The sequence below is a fragment of the Streptomyces sp. H51 genome (assembly GCF_035656535.1).
Taxonomy (GTDB): Bacteria; Actinomycetota; Actinomycetes; order Streptomycetales; family Streptomycetaceae; genus Streptomyces.
This window is the reverse complement of sequence record NZ_JAYMHD010000039.1, coordinates 59,384-75,372: the sequence shown is the minus strand read 5'-3', so window position 1 is coordinate 75,372 and position 15,989 is coordinate 59,384. Positions and strand designations below refer to the sequence as shown.

Here is a 15,989-nt window from a genome sequence, read left to right as displayed (position 1 = left end):
AGGCCCCATGGCGGTCTTCGTCGCGCTCGGCGCGTTCCTGATGACGCTGGTCGGCGGATGGACGGCACAGCGCGTGACCGACCGTCGCCACCTGGTGCTGGGCCTGGCCGGGGGCCTGATGCTGGGTGTGGTCGGCCTCGACCTGCTGCCGGAGGCGCTGAGGGCGGCGGGCCGGGAGGTGTTCGGCGTCCCGGCGGCCCTGCTGCTGTTCGTCGCCGGCTTCCTGCTGGCCCACCTGGTGGAACGCCTGCTGGCCACCCGCAAGGCCGCGCACGGCGCCGAGGAGCACGCCCACCGGACGCCCGAGGTGGGCCTGACCGCCGCCGCGGCGATGGTCGGCCACAGCGCCATGGACGGGCTGGCGATCGGCGCGGCCTTCCAGGTCGGCGGCGGCATGGGCCTGGCCGTCGCGCTCGCCGTCATCGCCCACGACTTCGCCGACGGCTTCAACACGTACACGATCACCAGCCTGTACGGCAACGCCCGCCGCAAGGCCCTGACCATGCTGTTCGCGGACGCGGCGGCGCCCGTCGCCGGCGCGGCCTCCACCGCCTTCATCACCATCCCCGAGCCGCTGCTCGGCGGCTACCTCGGCCTCTTCGGCGGCGTACTGCTCTACCTCGCGGCGGCCGAGATCCTCCCCGAGGCCCACCACGAGCACCCCGCCCGCTCGACCGTGCTGTGCACGGTCGCCGGGGCGGCGTTCATCTGGCTGGTGGTCGGCATCGCCGCGTGAACTGCATGATCCGGGGGATCTCACAGCTTGCCGCCCCGCCCGCCGTCCCGCCGCGGCGGCGCGATCAGCGTGGACAGGTACGGCAGCTCGGCGCCGTCGAGCTCGGCGGCCGGCCGGATCGACTCGGTCTCCAGACCGAGCGCCGAACCCCACACCGCGTCGCCGATCCGCCCGGTCTCCCGCAGCGCCTCGGCCACCTCACGGGCCTGCCGCCCGAACTTGTACGCGACGACCGTGCCCGGCCCGCTCAGGGCCTCCTTCAGCACCGCGCTCCCGGCCGTGACGGGCACCAGCGTCAGCGGCTCGGTCCCCTCGGTGAGCACGGCGCCGGACCGGGCCGCCAGGTCCTGCATCGCGGTGATCCCGGGCACCGTCTCCACCACCGTTTCGGGCACCAGCTCCGCCACGGTCTGCGCGAGATAGTGGAACGTCGAGTACACGTTGGGATCGCCGATGGTCGCGAACGCGACGCAGCCGCCCTCCCGCAGCAACCGGGCGACCCGCTCGCCGGCCACGTCCCAGGCGGCCTCCCGCCGCGCCCGGTCGGTCCGCTCGTTCAGCGCGAACACCACCCGGACGACCTTCTCCGCGGGCACGTAGTGCAGCACCGTCGCCTCGGCGCGCCCGCGCTCCAGGGTGTCCATCACCGGTACGACCACCACGTCGGCGGCGCGCAGCGCGTTGACGCCCTTGACGGTCACCAGCTCCGGGTCGCCCGGCCCGACCCCGACCCCGATCAGCCTGCTGCTCATGACGTCCGGCACCTCTCCACGAACCGACGGGCGACACCGGGCTCGGCCGCCCAGTGCGTGTGCAGATAACTCGCGTGCACACCTCGCTGTACAAAACCTTCGACCCGCCGCACGGGGGCGCGCACACCCCAGGCGGGAGCCGTCCCCGCGCCCGGCTCGACGACCGTGCGGTGGAACTCGTGCCCGCGCATCCGCGTCCCGGCCACCGCGAGCACGCTGTCGCCGACGGCCACCGCGTCCCGGTAGCCCAGGGTGAGCCGCTCGCTCATCCGGGCCGTGGCGTCCAGCACCCCGCACATCGGCTGCCCGTCCAGCTCCCGGCACAGGTACAGCAGCCCGGCGCACTCGGCGGCGACCGGCGCGCCGCTCGCCGCCAGGTCCGCGACCTCCCCCCGCAGCGGCTCGTTGGCGGACAGCCCGTCGGCGTACACCTCCGGGAAGCCGCCGCCGATGACCAGCCCGCTCGTGCCGTCCGGCAGCCGCTCGTCGTGCAGCGGGTCGAACAGCACGACGTCGGCGCCGGCCGCGGTCAGCAGCTCGGTGTGCTCGGCGTAGGAGAACGTGAAGGCGGGACCGCCGGCGACGGCGACCACGGGACGCGCACGCTCGGTCGTGACAGGCGGCTCCCACGGCTCGCCCGGCACCGTGCCCGCGCTCCGGGCCAGCGCCGCCAGCGCCTCCAGGTCGCACCCGGCGGCGACCTGCGCGCCCATCGCCGCGACGGCCTCCACCGCCGCCGTCTGCCGCTCGGCGACCGGCACCAGCCCCAGATGCCGCGACGGCGTGTCCACCTGAGGAACCCGCCGCAGCACTCCCAGCACCGGCACCCCGGCGGAGTCCAGCGCCTCCCGCAGCAGCTCCTCGTGCCGGTCGGAGCCGACCTTGTTCAGGATCACGCCCCCGATCCGCACCTCCGGGTCCCAGGACGCGAACCCGTGCACCAGCGCCGCCACCGACCGCGACTGCGACGACGCGTCCACGACGAGCACCACCGGCGCCCGCAGCACCTTCGCCACCTGCGCGGTGGACGCCAGCTCACCCTCGCCCGCGGCCCCGTCGTACAGGCCCATCACGCCCTCGACGACGGCGATGTCGCACCCGCGCGCACCGTGCGCGAACAGCGGGCCGAGCAGCTCCGGCCCGCACAGGTAGGCGTCGAGGTTGCGCCCCACGCGCCCGGTGGCGAGCGCGTGGTACCCGGGGTCGATGTAGTCCGGTCCGACCTTGTGCGGGGACACGGCGAGCCCCCGCGCGGCGAACGCGGCCATCAGCCCGGTGGCGACGGTGGTCTTGCCGCTGCCGGAGGACGGCGCGGCGACGACCAGCCGGGGCACGGACGAGGACGTCACCACTCGATGCCCCGCTGGCCCTTCTGGCCCACGTCCATGGGGTGCTTGACCTTGGACATGTCGGTGACGAGGTCCGCGAGGTCGACGAGTTTCCCCGGCGCGTTCCGTCCGGTGATCACGACGTGCTGGGTTCCCGGCCGGTTGCGCAGCACCTCCACGACCTCGTCGGTGTCGATCCACCCCCAGTGCATCGGGTAAGCGAACTCGTCGAGCACGTACAGCTTGTACGTCTCGGCGGCCAGGTCCCGCTTGACCTGCTCCCAGCCCTCGCGGGCCTTCTCCTCGTTGTCCATCTGCGCGTCGCGCTGGACCCAGGACCAGCCCTCGCCCATCTTGTGCCAGGCGACGGTCCCGCCCTCGCCGGAAGCGCCGAGCACGCGCAGCGCGTTCTCCTCGCCGACCTTCCACTTGGCCGACTTCACGAACTGGAACACCCCGATCGGCCAGCCCTGGTTCCAGGCCCGCAGCGCGAGCCCGAAGGCGGCCGTCGACTTGCCCTTGCCGATGCCGGTGTGCACGATCACCAGCGGCCGGTTGCGCCGCTGACGGGTCGTCAGTCCGTCGTCGGGGATGACGCTCGGCTGTCCCTGCGGCATTAGGCGGCCCTCCTGTTGCCCTGAACGTCCCTGACCAGCCCGGCGATCGAGTCCGCCCGCAGCTCCTCCAGCGTCACCGCGGCGCCCCCCAGTTCACCGGCGAGCTGCCCGGCGAGCCCCAGCCGCACCGGCCCCGACTCGCAGTCGACGACCACCGACGCGACCGAATCGGCCGCGAACAGCCGCGCCGCCCGCCCGGCGAGCGCCACCGGCTCCGGACCGCCGGTGGCCCGCCCGTCGGTCACCACCACCACGAGCGCCCGCCGCGCGGGATCCCGCAGCTTCTCCACCCGCAGCACCTCGTGCGCCCTCAGCAGCCCCGCCGCGAGCGGCGTACGGCCCCCCGTCGGCAGCGACTCCAGCCGGGCCGCCGCCGCGTCCACCGACGAGGTCGGCGGCAGCGCCACCTCCGCGGCCGACCCGCGGAAGGTCACCAGCCCCACCTTGTCCCGCCGCTGGTAGGCGTCGAGCAGCAGCGACAGCACCGCGCCCTTCACGGCACTCATCCGCTGCCGCGCCGCCATGGAGCCGGAGGCGTCGACGACGAAGAGGACGAGGTTGCCCTCACGCCCCTCACGCGTCGCCTGCCGCAGATCGTCCCGGCGCACCACCAGCCCGCGCCCGGACCGGCCGCGCGCCCGCTGGTGCGGGGCGGCTGCCTGCACGGTCGCCGCCAGGTGCAGCTTCGTCAGCGCCCCCTGCGGACGCCGCGCCCCTGTGGTCCGCCCGTGCTCGGTCCGCGCCCGCGAACGCCGCCCGGCGGCGCCCTCGCCGATCCCCGGCACGCTCAGCACCTTGGTCCGGAACGGCTCGGCGGCACGCGCGGGGGACTGCTCCGAGGCCCCCGAGGTCTGCGGCTCACCGTCCTCCCCGGCCTCCGGCCGCGCGCCCGTGTCCCCGCCCTGCGGCCCGGCGTCCGGCGCCGGCTGCCCGCCGCCCCCGCCCGGCCCGCCGCCGTCGGGGCCCGGATCGGGATCGGAGTCGGGGTCGCTGCCGTCGTCGCCGGAGAACTCCTCCAGCGTCTCGTCCAGCTTGCTCTCGTCCAACCCGGGCGCGTCGAAGGGGTTGCGCCTGCGCCGGTGCGGCAGCGCCAGCAACGCCGCCTGCCGCACGTCCTCGGCGAGCACGTCGGTCCGCCCGGCCCACGCGGCCAGCGCGGTCGCCGTCCGCGCCATCACGATGTCGGCCCGCATCCCGTCGACCTCGAACGCCGCGCAGGTCGCCGCGATCTGCCGCAGCGCCCCGTCGCCCAGCTTCACCTGCGGCAGCAGCTCCCGCGCGGCGACGATCCGCTGCCGTACGGCGGCCTCCTCGCCGGCCCAGCGCGCGGCGAACCCGGCCGGGTCGTCGTCGTAGGCGAGCCGCCGCCGGACGACCTCCACCCGCTGGTCGGGCTCCCGGGAGGCGGCCACCTCGACCGTGAGGCCGAAGCGGTCCAGCAACTGCGGCCGCAGCTCGCCCTCTTCGGGGTTCATGGTGCCCACGAGCAGGAACCGCGCCGCGTGCCGCACGGAGACGCCCTCACGCTCGACGTACGAGGCACCCATCGCCGCCGCGTCCAACAGCAAGTCCACGAGATGGTCGTGGAGCAGGTTGACCTCGTCGACGTAGAGGATGCCCCGGTGCGCGTCGGCGAGCAGGCCGGGCTCGAAGGCCTTCACGCCCTCCGCCAGCGCCCGCTCGATGTCCAGGGCGCCGACCAGCCGGTCCTCGGAGGCGCCGACGGGCAGCTCGACCATCCGCGCCGGGCGCTGCGTACCGGCGCCCGGCTCGTGCGGCCCGTCCGGGCAGGACGGGTCCGGTGCCGCCGGGTCGCAGGAGAACCGGCACCCGGGGACGACGGCCACCTCCGGCAGCAGCGCCGAGAGAGCGCGCACGGCCGTGCTCTTGGCGGTGCCCTTCTCGCCGCGCACCAGCACGCCGCCGACCGCCGGGGACACCGCGTTCAGCAGCAGCGCGAGCCGCAGGTCGTCCTGCCCGACGACGGCCGTGAACGGAAAGGGGGTAGTCACTTCTCGTCGCCTTCCAAGTCGCCTTCGAGCTCCAGGTAGGTGGCGCGCAGCCGCTCCAGCGTCTCCGCGTCCGGCTCCGCCCACAGCCCGCGGTCGGCCGCCTCCAGCAGGCGTTCGGTGATGCCCCTCAACGCCCATGGATTGGACCTCTTCATGAAGTCCCGGTTCTCCGCGTCGAAGACGTACTCGGCGCTGAGCTTCTCGTACATCCAGTCGTCGACCACGCCCGCCGTGGCGTCGTAGCCGAAGAGGTAGTCCACGGTCGCCGCCATCTCGAAGGCGCCCTTGTAGCCGTGCCGCCGCATGGCCGCCATCCAGCGCGGGTTGACCACCCGGGCGCGGAACACCCGGTGGGTCTCCTCGCCCAGCGTCCGGGTCTTCACCTGGTCCGGTACGGCGGAGTCGCCGACGTACGCCTCCGGGCTCGCGCCCGTCAGATGGCGCACCATGGCGACCATGCCGCCGTGGTACTGGAAGTAGTCGTCCGCGTCCACCAGGTCGTGCTCGCGCGTGTCGACGTTCTTCGCCGCCACCGCGATCCGCTTGAACGCCGTCTCCATGTCGCCGCGGGCCGCCCGCCCGTCGAGCCCGCGGCCGTAGGCGTAGCCGCCCCAGACGGCGTACACCTCGGCGAGGTCGGCGTCGCTGCGCCAGTTGCGGGCGTCGATCAGCGGCAGCAGGCCCGCGCCGTACGCGCCCGGCTTGGAGCCGAAGACGCGGGCCGTGGCCCGGCGCCGGTCGCCGTGCGCGGCGGTGTCCTCGTCGGCGTGCGCCTTCACGTAGTTCTGCCCGGCGGGCTCGTCCAGCTCCGCCACCGCCCGCACCGCGTCGTCGATCAGCCCGACCACATGCGGGAAGGCGTCCCGGAAGAAGCCGGAGATGCGGACCGTGACGTCGATGCGCGGCCGGCCCAGCTCCGCCAGGGGCACGACCTCGAAGCCGGTGACCCGGCGGGAGGCGTCGTCCCACACCGGGCGGCAGCCCAGCAGCGCCAGGATCTCGGCGATGTCGTCGCCCTGGGTGCGCATCGCGGACGTGCCCCACACCGTCAGGCCGACGGACTTCGGGTACTCCCCGGTGTCCTGCAGATAGCGGGCCACCAGCGAGTCGGCGAGCGACTGGCCGACCTCCCAACTCAGCCGGGAAGGAATGGCCTTGGGGTCGACGGAGTAGAAGTTCCGGCCGGTAGGCAGGACGTTGACCAGACCGCGGGTGGGCGATCCCGACGGGCCGGCCGGGACGTAACCGCCGTCCAGCGCCCGCAGGATGTGCCCGATCTCGTCCGTGGTGCGCGCCAGCCGGGGCACGACCTCGGTGCACGCGAACTCCACCACCGCGACGGCGTCGGGGAGTTCGGCGCCGAGCACCTCGCGCACCAGCGGTGCGCTTTCGGCGGCCGCCCAGTCGCGCGCCTCCATGCCCTCCGCGATCCGCCGGCACAACAGCTCCAGCAGGTCGATCGCGTCGGCGGCCGTGCGCGCCGGGCCGTCGACCAGGTCGGTCAGTTCGGCCGGCAGCTTCACCGGGGCGCCCGGCTCGGCCAGCAACTCCTTCTCCACGAGCCCGAAACGGGCCGCGAGCGAGGCCCGCAGCCCCGGCAGCGCGTTCGCCTGCCCGCCCCACACCTGTGAGGCCCGCAGCACCGCGAGGACCAGGTTGACGCGCGGCTCGCCGACCGGACCGCCGCCCAGGACGTGCAGGCCGTCGCGGATCTGCACGTCCTTGATCTCGCACAGGTAGCCGTCGATGTGCATGACGAACTCGTCGAACGCCGCGTCGTCCGGCTGCTCGTCGACGTGCAGGTCGTGGTGCAGTTCGGCCGCCTTGACCAGCGTCCAGATCTGCGCGCGCACGGCCGGCGCCTTCGCCGGGTCCAGGTCGGAGACGAGGGCGTACTCGTCGAGGAGCTGCTCCAGCTTGGCCAGGTCGCCGTAGGTGTCGGCGCGGGCCATCGGCGGCACCAGGTGGTCGACGACCGTGGCGTGCCCGCGCCGCTTGGCCTGGGTGCCCTCGCCGGGGTCGTTGACGATGAACGGGTAGATCAGCGGCAGGTCGCCGAGGACGGCGTCCGGGGCGCACCCCGGGCCGAGCCCCAGGCCCTTGCCGGGCAGCCACTCCATCGTGCCGTGCTTGCCCATGTGCACGATCGCGTCGGCGCCGAAACTGTTCTCCAGCCAGCGGTAGGCGGCCAGGTAGTGGTGCGACGGCGGCATGTCGGGGTCGTGGTAGATCGCGATCGGGTTCTCGCCGAAACCGCGCGGCGGCTGGATCATCACCACGACGTTCCCGAACCGGAGGGAGGCGAGGACGATGTCATCGCCGTCGACGTACAGCGAGCCCGGCGGTTCGCCCCACGCCTCCAGCATGGCGTCCCGCAGTCCGGGGTCCAGCTTGTCGAACCACGCCCGGTAGTCGGCGAGCGGCACCCGTGCGGGCGCGGCGGCCAGCTGCTCCTCGGTCAGCCACTCCACGTCGTGCCCGCCGGCCTCGATGAGCCGGTGGATCAGCTCGTCGCCGCCGGAGGGGTATTCGGTGAGCGCGTACCCGGCGCCCCGCAGCGCGTCCAGGACGCGCACCGCGGACGCGGGCGTGTCGAGGCCGACCGCGTTGCCGACGCGGGAGTGCTTGGTCGGGTACGCGGTGAAGACCAGCGCGACCTTCTTCTCCGCGTTCGGCTTGTGCCGCAGCCGCGCGTGCCGTACGGCGATCCCGGCGACCCGGGCGGCCCGCTCGGGGTCGGCGACGTACACCGGCACGTCGTCCGGCCCCTGCTCCTTGAAGGAGAACGGCACGGTGATCAGCCGGCCGTCGAACTCCGGGATCGCGACCTGCATCGCCGCGTCCATGGGGGACAGGGCGGCGTCGGACTCGTCCCAGGCGGCCCTGGACGACGTCAGGCACAGCCCTTGCAGCACCGGGACGTTCAGCTCCGCGAGCCGCCCGACGTCCCAGGCTTCTTCGTCGCCGCCCGCCGACGCCTGCGAGGCGTGCGTGCCGCCGGCCGCGAGGACGGTGGCGACCAGGGCGTCCGCCGTGCCGAGGATCTCGTACAGCCCGGCGTCCGCCCCGCGCAGCGAACCGCAGTAGACCGGCAGGGCATTGGCGCCGTGCGCCTCGATCGCGTCGCACAGGGTGTCCACGAAGGCATTGTTGCCGCTGAGTTCGTGGGCCCGGTAGAACAGCACGCCCACCGTGGGCCGGCCGTCGAGCAGGGCACGCTCGCCGTGGACGCCGTACTCGGGCATCCGCTGCGGCTCGACGAACCCCTCGCCGGTCAGCAGCACGGTGTCGGACAGGAACCGCGCCAGCTCGGTCAGGTTGGCGGGACCGCCCTCCACCAGGTACCGCAGCGCCTCGGCGACCACGCCGGCCGGCACCGACGACTCGGCCATCAGCTCCGCGTCCGGCACCGCCTCCCCGCCGAGCAGCACGGTCGGGACGCCGGACGCCTTCAGCGCGGCCAGCCCGTCCTCCCAGGCGCGCTTGCCGCCGAGCAGCCGTACGACGGCGATGTCGGCGCCCGCGAGCAGCCCCGGCAGTTCCCCGGCCACGTCCACCCGGGTCGGGTTGCCGATCCGGTAGGAGGCGCCGGAGGCGCGGGCCGCCAGCAGGTCCGTGTCGGCGGTCGACAACAACAACACTGTGCTCATGCGGGCGCTCCCGGTGGGATGAAGGGCAGTCCTTGCGGCGCGCCGGACTCGATGAGCCGCCACAGCGCGTCCGTGTCCGCGTGCTGTTCGATCAGGTCGCCGAGCCGGTCGAGCTGCTCCTCGCGCAGCGCGGCGAACGAGGTGTCGTCGGCGGGCACGAAGCGGCGGCCCGCGGCGGCCGCCACCTCGCGCAGGAAGGCCCGCCGGAAGCCGTCCGACTCCAGCGAGCCGTGCCAGTGCGTGCCCCAGGTCTGTCCGACCCGGCAGCCGTCGAGGCTGTGTCCTTCGTCATCAGAGATGAACGCCTGGCCTCCCTCGACGGAGGCGACCCCGTGGTGGATCTCGTAGCCCTCGACCCGCTCGCCGAGGGCTTCGCCCACCGGCCGGGTGAGGGTCTTCTCGCGGGCGAACCGCACCCGTACGGGCAGCACGCCGAGGCCGTCGACGTGTCCGCGCCGGCTTTCCACGTCGTCCTCGATGTGCTCGCCGAGGATCTGGAAGCCGCCGCAGATGCCGAGCACCGGCCGTCCTTCGGCGGCCCTGCGCACCAGCGCGTCCGCGAGCCGCCGCTCGCGCAGCCACTGGAGGGCCTGCACGGTGCCGCGGGTGCCGGGGATCACGACGAGGTCGGCGTCCGCCAGTTCCTCGGGCCGGTCCACGAACCGCACCACGACGCCCGGTTCGGCGGCCAGCGCGTCCACGTCGGTGAAGTTCGACATCAGCGGGACCGCGCAGACGGCGACCCGCAGGACGTCCTCGCCGACCGGCGGGGCGGTGTTCGACTCCCGCACGGTCCCGCGCAGGGAGACGCGCAGTCCGTCCTCCTCGTCGATGCCGAGCCCGTGCCGGAAGGGCAGGACGCCGTAGGTGTGCCGGCCGGTGAGTCCGTGCAGCATGTCCAGGCCCGGCTGGAGCAGGGAGACGTCGCCGCGGAACTTGTTGACCAGGAACCCGGCGACGAGTTCCTGGTCCTCGGGGGAGAGCAGGGCGACGGTGCCGAAGAAGGAGGCGAAGACGCCCCCGCGGTCGATGTCGCCGACCACCAGCACGGGCAGCCCGGCGTTGCGGGCGATCCCCATGTTCACGATGTCGGTCCGCCGCAGGTTGATCTCGGCGGGCGAACCGGCCCCTTCACAGATCACCGCGTCATACGTGCCCCGCAGTTCGGCGAGACAGTCGAGGACCGTGCCGAGCAGCTTCTGCTGCCGCCCGCCGTGATAACCGCGCGCGCTCATCTCGCCCACGGGCTTGCCCATGAGCACGACCTGGCTGCGCTGCTCGCCGCCCGGCTTGAGCAGCACCGGGTTCATCAGCGCGGTCGGCTCGATCCGGCACGCCTGCGCCTGCATGGCCTGCGCCCGCCCGATCTCCGCGCCCTCGCGGGTGACGAACGAGTTGAGGGACATGTTCTGCGCCTTGAACGGCGCGACCTTGACGCCCTGCCGCACCAGCCACCGGCAGATGCCGGCCGTGACGACGCTCTTGCCGGCGTCGGAGGTGGTGCCGGCGACGAGGAGACCACCGTTCATTTCCCGTGTCCCTTCACGAGGCTCACGACGAGGCGCGCGGCGGCACAGGCGCCGAGCGCGAGCAGACCGACCCGTCGGGACAGCCGCACGGCCCGTTCGATGTCGGGCACGGCGACGGCGCGCCCGTCCCGGTTCAGCACCGGCCGGTGCTCGACGCGCCCCCCGTACGACAGCGTTCCGCCCAGCCGCACGCCGAGAGCGCCCGCGAACGACGCCTCCACCGGTCCGGCGTTGGGGCTCGGGTGCCGGCCGGCGTCGGCCCGCCAGGCCCGCACGGCGCCCCGCCGGTCGTCGCCGGCCACGGCCGCGAGGACGGCGGTGAGCCGCGCGCCCGGCCATCCGGCCACGTCGTCGAGGCGGGCGGAGGCCCATCCGAACCGCCGGTACCTCGGGGACCGGTGCCCGACCATGGCGTCGAGCGTGTTGACGGCCCGGAACCCGACCAGCCCCGGCACGCCGGCGACGGCGCCCCACACGAGCGCCCCCACCACGGCGTCGGAGGTGTTCTCGGCGACCGACTCGACGACGGCGCGGGCGATCCCGTCGGCGTCCAGCGCCTGCGGATCGCGCCCGCACAGATGCGGCAGCCGCGCCCGCGCGGCCTCCACGTCCCCCGCCTCCAGGGCCCGCCCGATCACCCGGGCCTCCCGGGCGAGCGACGTCCCCCCGACGACGGCCCAGGTGGCGGCGCCGGTCAGCGCGACCGAGGCGGCGGCGGAAGGGCGTACGGCACGGGCGGAGAGGGCGCCCAGCGCCGCCGCTCCGCCCGCGCACACGACGGCGTGCAGCGAGCCCCACCCGCGGTGGTCCCGCCACAGCACCCGTTCCACGGCGCCGGCGGCCCGTCCGAACGCGGCGACCGGATGTCCGCGGCGGGGATCGCCGAGCAGCAGGTCGGTCACGAGTCCGGCGGCGGCGCCGTACGCGAAGACGCGATCGGCACGCATCGGCTCAGCCGGCCGCGGGGTGGGGCAGGGCTCGGGCGGTGTTCCTCGGCCGGCAGCCGCGCATGGCGATATGTCCTCACTCAGGGTGTCCACGCCCTGGTTCGAAGAGACCGGCGGTGAGAGTTCCTGGCTCCCGGGGCTCGCACCCCGGTGACAGTGGCGGGACCGCGCCGGACTCGCACCGGCTTCCTCTCCTGCCGCCGTAATTGGCCCCGGCAGTCCACCACGGGGCCGGAAGGGCCGTCAACCTGCCGCTGACCTGCGGCGGGGGAGTGTGCTCAGGCCCACACGCGAGGGGTCGCCTGGGTCACCGGAAACCGTTGCCGGAACGCGTGCGGAACCAGGTGGGGAAACGCGCGGGGACATGCGCGGGGAAACGCCTGGTGCCGGGACGGATCACCGTCCCGGCACCAGGGGGAGTCGGACCGCGGGCTCAGCCCTTGGCCATGATCAGGTTGATGCCGTACGCCACCGCCGCCGCGCAGGCGGCGAAGCACAGGTACGCGCCGGTCACCGCGAGGGCCGCCGAGTCGCCCTGCGCCACCGCCCGCTCGCGGCGCGACAGGCCCATGACGCCCAGGGTGAACAGGGCCACGAGGCCCACGGTGACCCCGAGGCTGACGCCGAAGACGGAGCCGAGGGCCGCCCAGTCGATCTTCATGCTGCTTCTCTTCCTTCTGCCGGGGATCAGACCGCGGCGGCCGGCGGGGTGGCCGGGGTGGCCGGATCGGGGGTGGCGGTCACGGCGGCCGGGGCGGCCGGCGACAGGATCGTCGCCGTGAGCTCCTCGGTCACCGGGCCGGCCGGGGGCGGCGTCACGGCGGCCATCGCCGCGGCCACCACGCCGTCCGGCTCCTCGACGTGGTTGACGTTGCTGTGGTCGACGACCTCGCGGCGGGAGATCTTCCAGATCGCGGCGCTGGAGGCGATCAGGAAGACGGCGACGACGGCGGTGCCCCAGTCACCGAGTCCGGTGACCGACTCGGCGAGCGCGCCGACCAGGGCGGCGGCCGGGAGCGTCAGCACCCAGGCGACGACCATCCGGGTGGCGGTCGACCAGCGGACCACGCCGCCCTTGCGGCCGAGGCCCGCACCCATCACCGAACCGGAGACGACGTGCGTGGTGGACAGGGAGAAGCCGAGGTGGGAGGAGGCCAGGATGGCCGTGGCCGCGCTGGTCTGGGCGGCGAAGCCCTGCTGCGGCTGCAGGTCGGTCAGGCCCTTGCCCATGGTGCGGATGATGCGCCAGCCGCCGATGTAGGTGCCGAGCGCGATGGCCAGGCCGGCGGAGAGGATGACCCAGGTGGGCGGGTCGGAGTCGGGGGCGACGACGCCGCCGGCGACCAGGGCGAGGGTGATGATGCCCATCGTCTTCTGCGCGTCGTTCGTGCCGTGGGCCAGGGAGACCAGGCCCGCGGAGGCGATCTGGCCCGCCCGGTAGCCCTTGTCGGCGGCCTTGCCGTCGGCCTTCCGGCCGAGCGTGTAGGACAGGCGCGTGGCGAACATCGCCGCGACTCCCGCGACGACCGGGGCGGCGACCGCGGGGATCAGCACCTTGGTCACCAGCACGTCGCCGTGCACCGCGCCCATGCCCGCCGAGGCGACGGTGGCGCCGATCAGGCCGCCCATCAGGGCGTGCGAGGAGCTGGAGGGGAGCCCGACCAGCCAGGTCAGCAGGTTCCAGAGGATCGCGCCGACCAGTGCGGCGAAGATGACCTCGGGACGGATGCCGGTCTCGTCGACGAGACCCTTGGAGATCGTGTTGGCGACCTCCACGGAGAGGAAAGCGCCCACAAGGTTGAGCACGGCGGACATGGCCACCGCGACCTTGGGCTTGAGTGCGCCGGTCGAGATGGTGGTGGCCATCGCGTTGGCGGTGTCGTGGAAACCGTTCGTGAAATCGAACGCGAGTGCGGTAGCCACCACAATCGCGAGGATCAGCGAGAAGTTTTCCATTTACCCAGGCAATCGTTCGAGGTCATTGGCGCGTCGAACGTACGTAACCTGGGTGAACGGAAGGTGAACTGAGGCGGGCCGCAGGATGTCCGAAAAAGGGGGTCGGCGGTTCCGCCGTCCGGTCTGCCCGCGGTGGCGGTGACGGTTGGGTTTCACGTGGTCACGTACGGTGTTCCGGTCCGGAACGGCGGCGGGCCCGGGGGTGTCCTGGCAGGATCGCCGCATGGCTGAGCAGCGAGCGGACCGGCGGGGCGGACGGGGTGGACGCAAGGCCCGGGATGCCCGGGATGCCCGGGAGGGCGGGCCGGTCGGGCCGGTCGGGGCGGAGGAACGGGGCAGGGCGGTACGGGCCGAGGAGACGCGCGCCTGGGAGGATCTCGTCGCCACGGCCCGGCGCACGGTGGCCGACGGGCTGGTCGTCGGCACCTCCGGCAACGTCTCGGTACGCGTCGGGGACACCGTCCTCGTCACGCCGTCCGGGGTGCCGTACGACCGGCTGACCGCGGGCGACCTGACCGCCGTCGGCCTCGACGGCCGGCAGGTGCTCGGCTCGCTGGTGCCGACGAGCGAACTGCCCATGCATCTCGCCGTCTACCGCACGACCACGGCCCGCGCCGTCGTCCACACCCACGCCGTGCACGCGACGGCCGTCTCCACCCTCGTCCCCGAACTGCCGACGATCCACTACATGGCCGCCGCGCTCGGTGGAACCGTCCGTGTCGCCCCTTACGCGACCTACGGCACCGACGAGTTGGCCGAGAACATGCTCCGCGCCCTCGCCGGCCGCTCCGGCTGCCTGCTGCAGAACCACGGCACCGTCACCTACGGCGCCACCCTCGAACAGGCCTACGACCGCACGGCCCAGCTCGAGTGGATGTGCCGTCTGTGGCTGACGGCGTCCGCGGTCCCGGGGCTGTCGCCGTCCCTGCTGACGGCGGAGCAACTGGCGGAGGTGGGGGAGCGGCTGCGGGGATACGGACAGCGCGACCGCCCCGCCCCGGCCCGCCCCGCGCCGGACGGATCCGCCCGGGACTGACCCGCCCAGGCCTGCCCGGGACTGACCCGCGCGGGGCCGACTTGCCTGGGACTGACCTGCCCGGGACTGACCTGCCCGGGACTGACCCGCGCGGGGCCGATCCGCCCGGGACTGACCCGCCCGGGATCGGCTCACCGCGTCGTAGCCCGACCCGACCCGGCCCGACCCGCCGCGCACCGCCGTGTCACCCCGCCCCGTCCGCCCACTGGCCGGTGACGCGGTCCGCCGGGACACTGGACGGGTGCGCACCGTCAAAGCATCGGCCGCCGCCGTCACCGCCGCCCTGGCGGCCGGCGCGGCGAGCGTGGCCGTCGGCCGGCTGGCCAGCGACGCCGCGCTCAAGGCGCCGCCGGGCAAGCCCCTGCCCACCGAACCCCGGCTCACCGTGCACGCCACGGCCCCGGACCGGATCTCCCTGACCCGCGACCTGGCCTCGACACGCCCCGGCACCTACGGCCTCACCGACGCCGGCGCCCACGCCGTCGTCGGCCCCGTCCTGGGCACCGCGGGGAACTCCGCCGACGCGGTCGTGCGCCGCCTCGAACGCGTCACGCGCGGCACCCTCGAGCCCGGCGACAAGGTGTGGTTCACCCCCGGCCTCCACGTCGGCGACCCCGGCACCGCGCTCGGCCTCGACCACGCCGACGTCACCATCCCCGGTGAACTCGGCTCCCTGCCCGCCTGGTTCGTCCACGGCGTGCGGCAGACCTGGGTGATCGCGGTGCACGGCCTGGGCACCACCCGCGAACTCGCTCTGAACGTCATGGAGTTCCTGCACGACCGGCGCTTCCCGGTGCTCGTCCTCGCCTACCGCGGCGACCCCGGCGCCCCCCGCTCCCCGGACGGCCTGAGCCACCTGGGCGAGACCGAGTGGCGCGACCTGGACGCGGCGATCCGCTACGCCGTACGGCAGGGCGCCCGGCAGGTCGTCCTGTACGGCTGGTCCACCGGCGCCACCATGGCGCTGCGCGCCGCGCTGCACTCGGGCGTGCGCGAGCGTGTCTCCGGCCTGGTCCTGGACTCCCCGGTCCTCGACTGGACGACGACGCTGCGCGCCCTCGCCGCGGCCCGCCGTACGCCGGCCGCCCTGCTGCCGCTCGCCGTGCGGGCCGCGCAGGGCCGCACCGGCCTGTACGGCGACCGCTCGGCCGGCCTGGCGGACGCGGCCCGGCTCACCGTCCCGACCCTCGTCTTCCACGGCCCGGGCGACGCCCTGGCCCCCTGGGAGCTCTCCCGCGGCCTCGCCCGCGCCCTGCCCGGCCTGGTCGCCCTGCACACGGTCCGGGACGCCCCGCACGGAGCGATGTGGAACGCCGACCCGGCGGCCTACGAGGAGGCGCTGCGCCGCTTCCTCACCCCCCTGATGTGAGCCGCGGCGAGCCCCCTCCCGCCCCCGGTCCCGGAGATTCCGCTTGAGGCCGCGGGA

At 74.3% G+C, this 15,989-nt stretch carries 12 protein-coding genes and 1 riboswitch; of the genes, 3 read left to right on the top strand and 9 right to left on the bottom strand.

The features are described 5' to 3' along the window. The first annotated feature begins 7 nt into the window (after positions 1-7). Positions 8-736, top strand: coding sequence for a ZIP family metal transporter (locus tag VKA29_RS12170; RefSeq protein ID WP_324785436.1), 729 nt, complete (start codon positions 8-10; stop codon positions 734-736). A gap of 20 nt (positions 737-756) precedes the next feature. Here the strand turns inward: VKA29_RS12170 and cobI are convergent, their stop codons facing one another. The 9 genes from cobI to VKA29_RS12125 form a co-directional block, all read right to left on the bottom strand. Beyond that, positions 757-1,488, bottom strand: a complete 732-nt coding sequence (gene cobI / locus VKA29_RS12165) for a precorrin-2 C(20)-methyltransferase (protein WP_324785435.1) — start codon at positions 1,486-1,488, stop codon at positions 757-759. Further along, a complete protein-coding gene (locus tag VKA29_RS12160) occupies positions 1,485-2,840 on the bottom strand; it encodes a cobyrinate a,c-diamide synthase (protein ID WP_324785433.1) in 1,356 nt (451 codons plus the stop codon). Before VKA29_RS12160 ends, cobI begins: the two co-directional genes overlap by 4 nt. Next, positions 2,834-3,433, bottom strand: coding sequence for a cob(I)yrinic acid a,c-diamide adenosyltransferase (gene cobO, locus VKA29_RS12155; RefSeq protein WP_324785432.1), 600 nt, complete (start codon positions 3,431-3,433; stop codon positions 2,834-2,836). The genes VKA29_RS12160 and cobO overlap by 7 nt, the downstream gene beginning before the upstream one ends. After that, entirely contained in the window at positions 3,433-5,445 is a 2,013-nt protein-coding gene (locus VKA29_RS12150; RefSeq protein WP_324785431.1) for a putative cobaltochelatase, read from the bottom strand. The genes cobO and VKA29_RS12150 overlap by 1 nt, the downstream gene beginning before the upstream one ends. Then, positions 5,442-9,095, bottom strand: a complete 3,654-nt coding sequence (cobN, locus tag VKA29_RS12145; protein WP_324785430.1) for a cobaltochelatase subunit CobN — start codon at positions 9,093-9,095, stop codon at positions 5,442-5,444. Before cobN ends, VKA29_RS12150 begins: the two co-directional genes overlap by 4 nt. After that, complete coding sequence (locus VKA29_RS12140; RefSeq protein WP_324785429.1) at positions 9,092-10,624, bottom strand: cobyric acid synthase; 1,533 nt, start codon at positions 10,622-10,624, stop codon at positions 9,092-9,094. The genes cobN and VKA29_RS12140 overlap by 4 nt, the downstream gene beginning before the upstream one ends. After that, complete coding sequence (locus tag VKA29_RS12135; RefSeq protein ID WP_324785428.1) at positions 10,621-11,571, bottom strand: cobalamin biosynthesis protein; 951 nt, start codon at positions 11,569-11,571, stop codon at positions 10,621-10,623. Before VKA29_RS12135 ends, VKA29_RS12140 begins: the two co-directional genes overlap by 4 nt. Before the next feature lie 120 nt (positions 11,572-11,691). Continuing rightward, positions 11,692-11,764: riboswitch (cobalamin riboswitch) on the bottom strand. Positions 11,765-12,004: 240 nt separating this feature from the next. Beyond that, the gene (locus VKA29_RS12130) at positions 12,005-12,232 is read right to left on the bottom strand and encodes a hypothetical protein (RefSeq protein WP_324785427.1); all 228 of its coding nucleotides are present in this window, start codon (positions 12,230-12,232) and stop codon (positions 12,005-12,007) included. A gap of 26 nt (positions 12,233-12,258) precedes the next feature. Further along, positions 12,259-13,527, bottom strand: a complete 1,269-nt coding sequence (locus tag VKA29_RS12125; protein ID WP_324785426.1) for an inorganic phosphate transporter — start codon at positions 13,525-13,527, stop codon at positions 12,259-12,261. A gap of 223 nt (positions 13,528-13,750) precedes the next feature. Between VKA29_RS12125 and VKA29_RS12120 the strand changes: the two genes are divergently transcribed. Both VKA29_RS12120 and VKA29_RS12115 read left to right on the top strand, forming a co-directional pair. Continuing rightward, a complete protein-coding gene (locus VKA29_RS12120) occupies positions 13,751-14,563 on the top strand; it encodes a class II aldolase/adducin family protein (RefSeq protein WP_324785425.1) in 813 nt (270 codons plus the stop codon). Positions 14,564-14,804: 241 nt separating this feature from the next. Further along, positions 14,805-15,932 carry an alpha/beta hydrolase family protein gene (locus tag VKA29_RS12115; protein ID WP_324785424.1) on the top strand — a complete coding sequence of 376 codons (1,128 nt, stop codon included), beginning with the start codon at positions 14,805-14,807 and terminating at the stop codon, positions 15,930-15,932. The last annotated feature ends 57 nt before the right edge of the window (positions 15,933-15,989 follow it).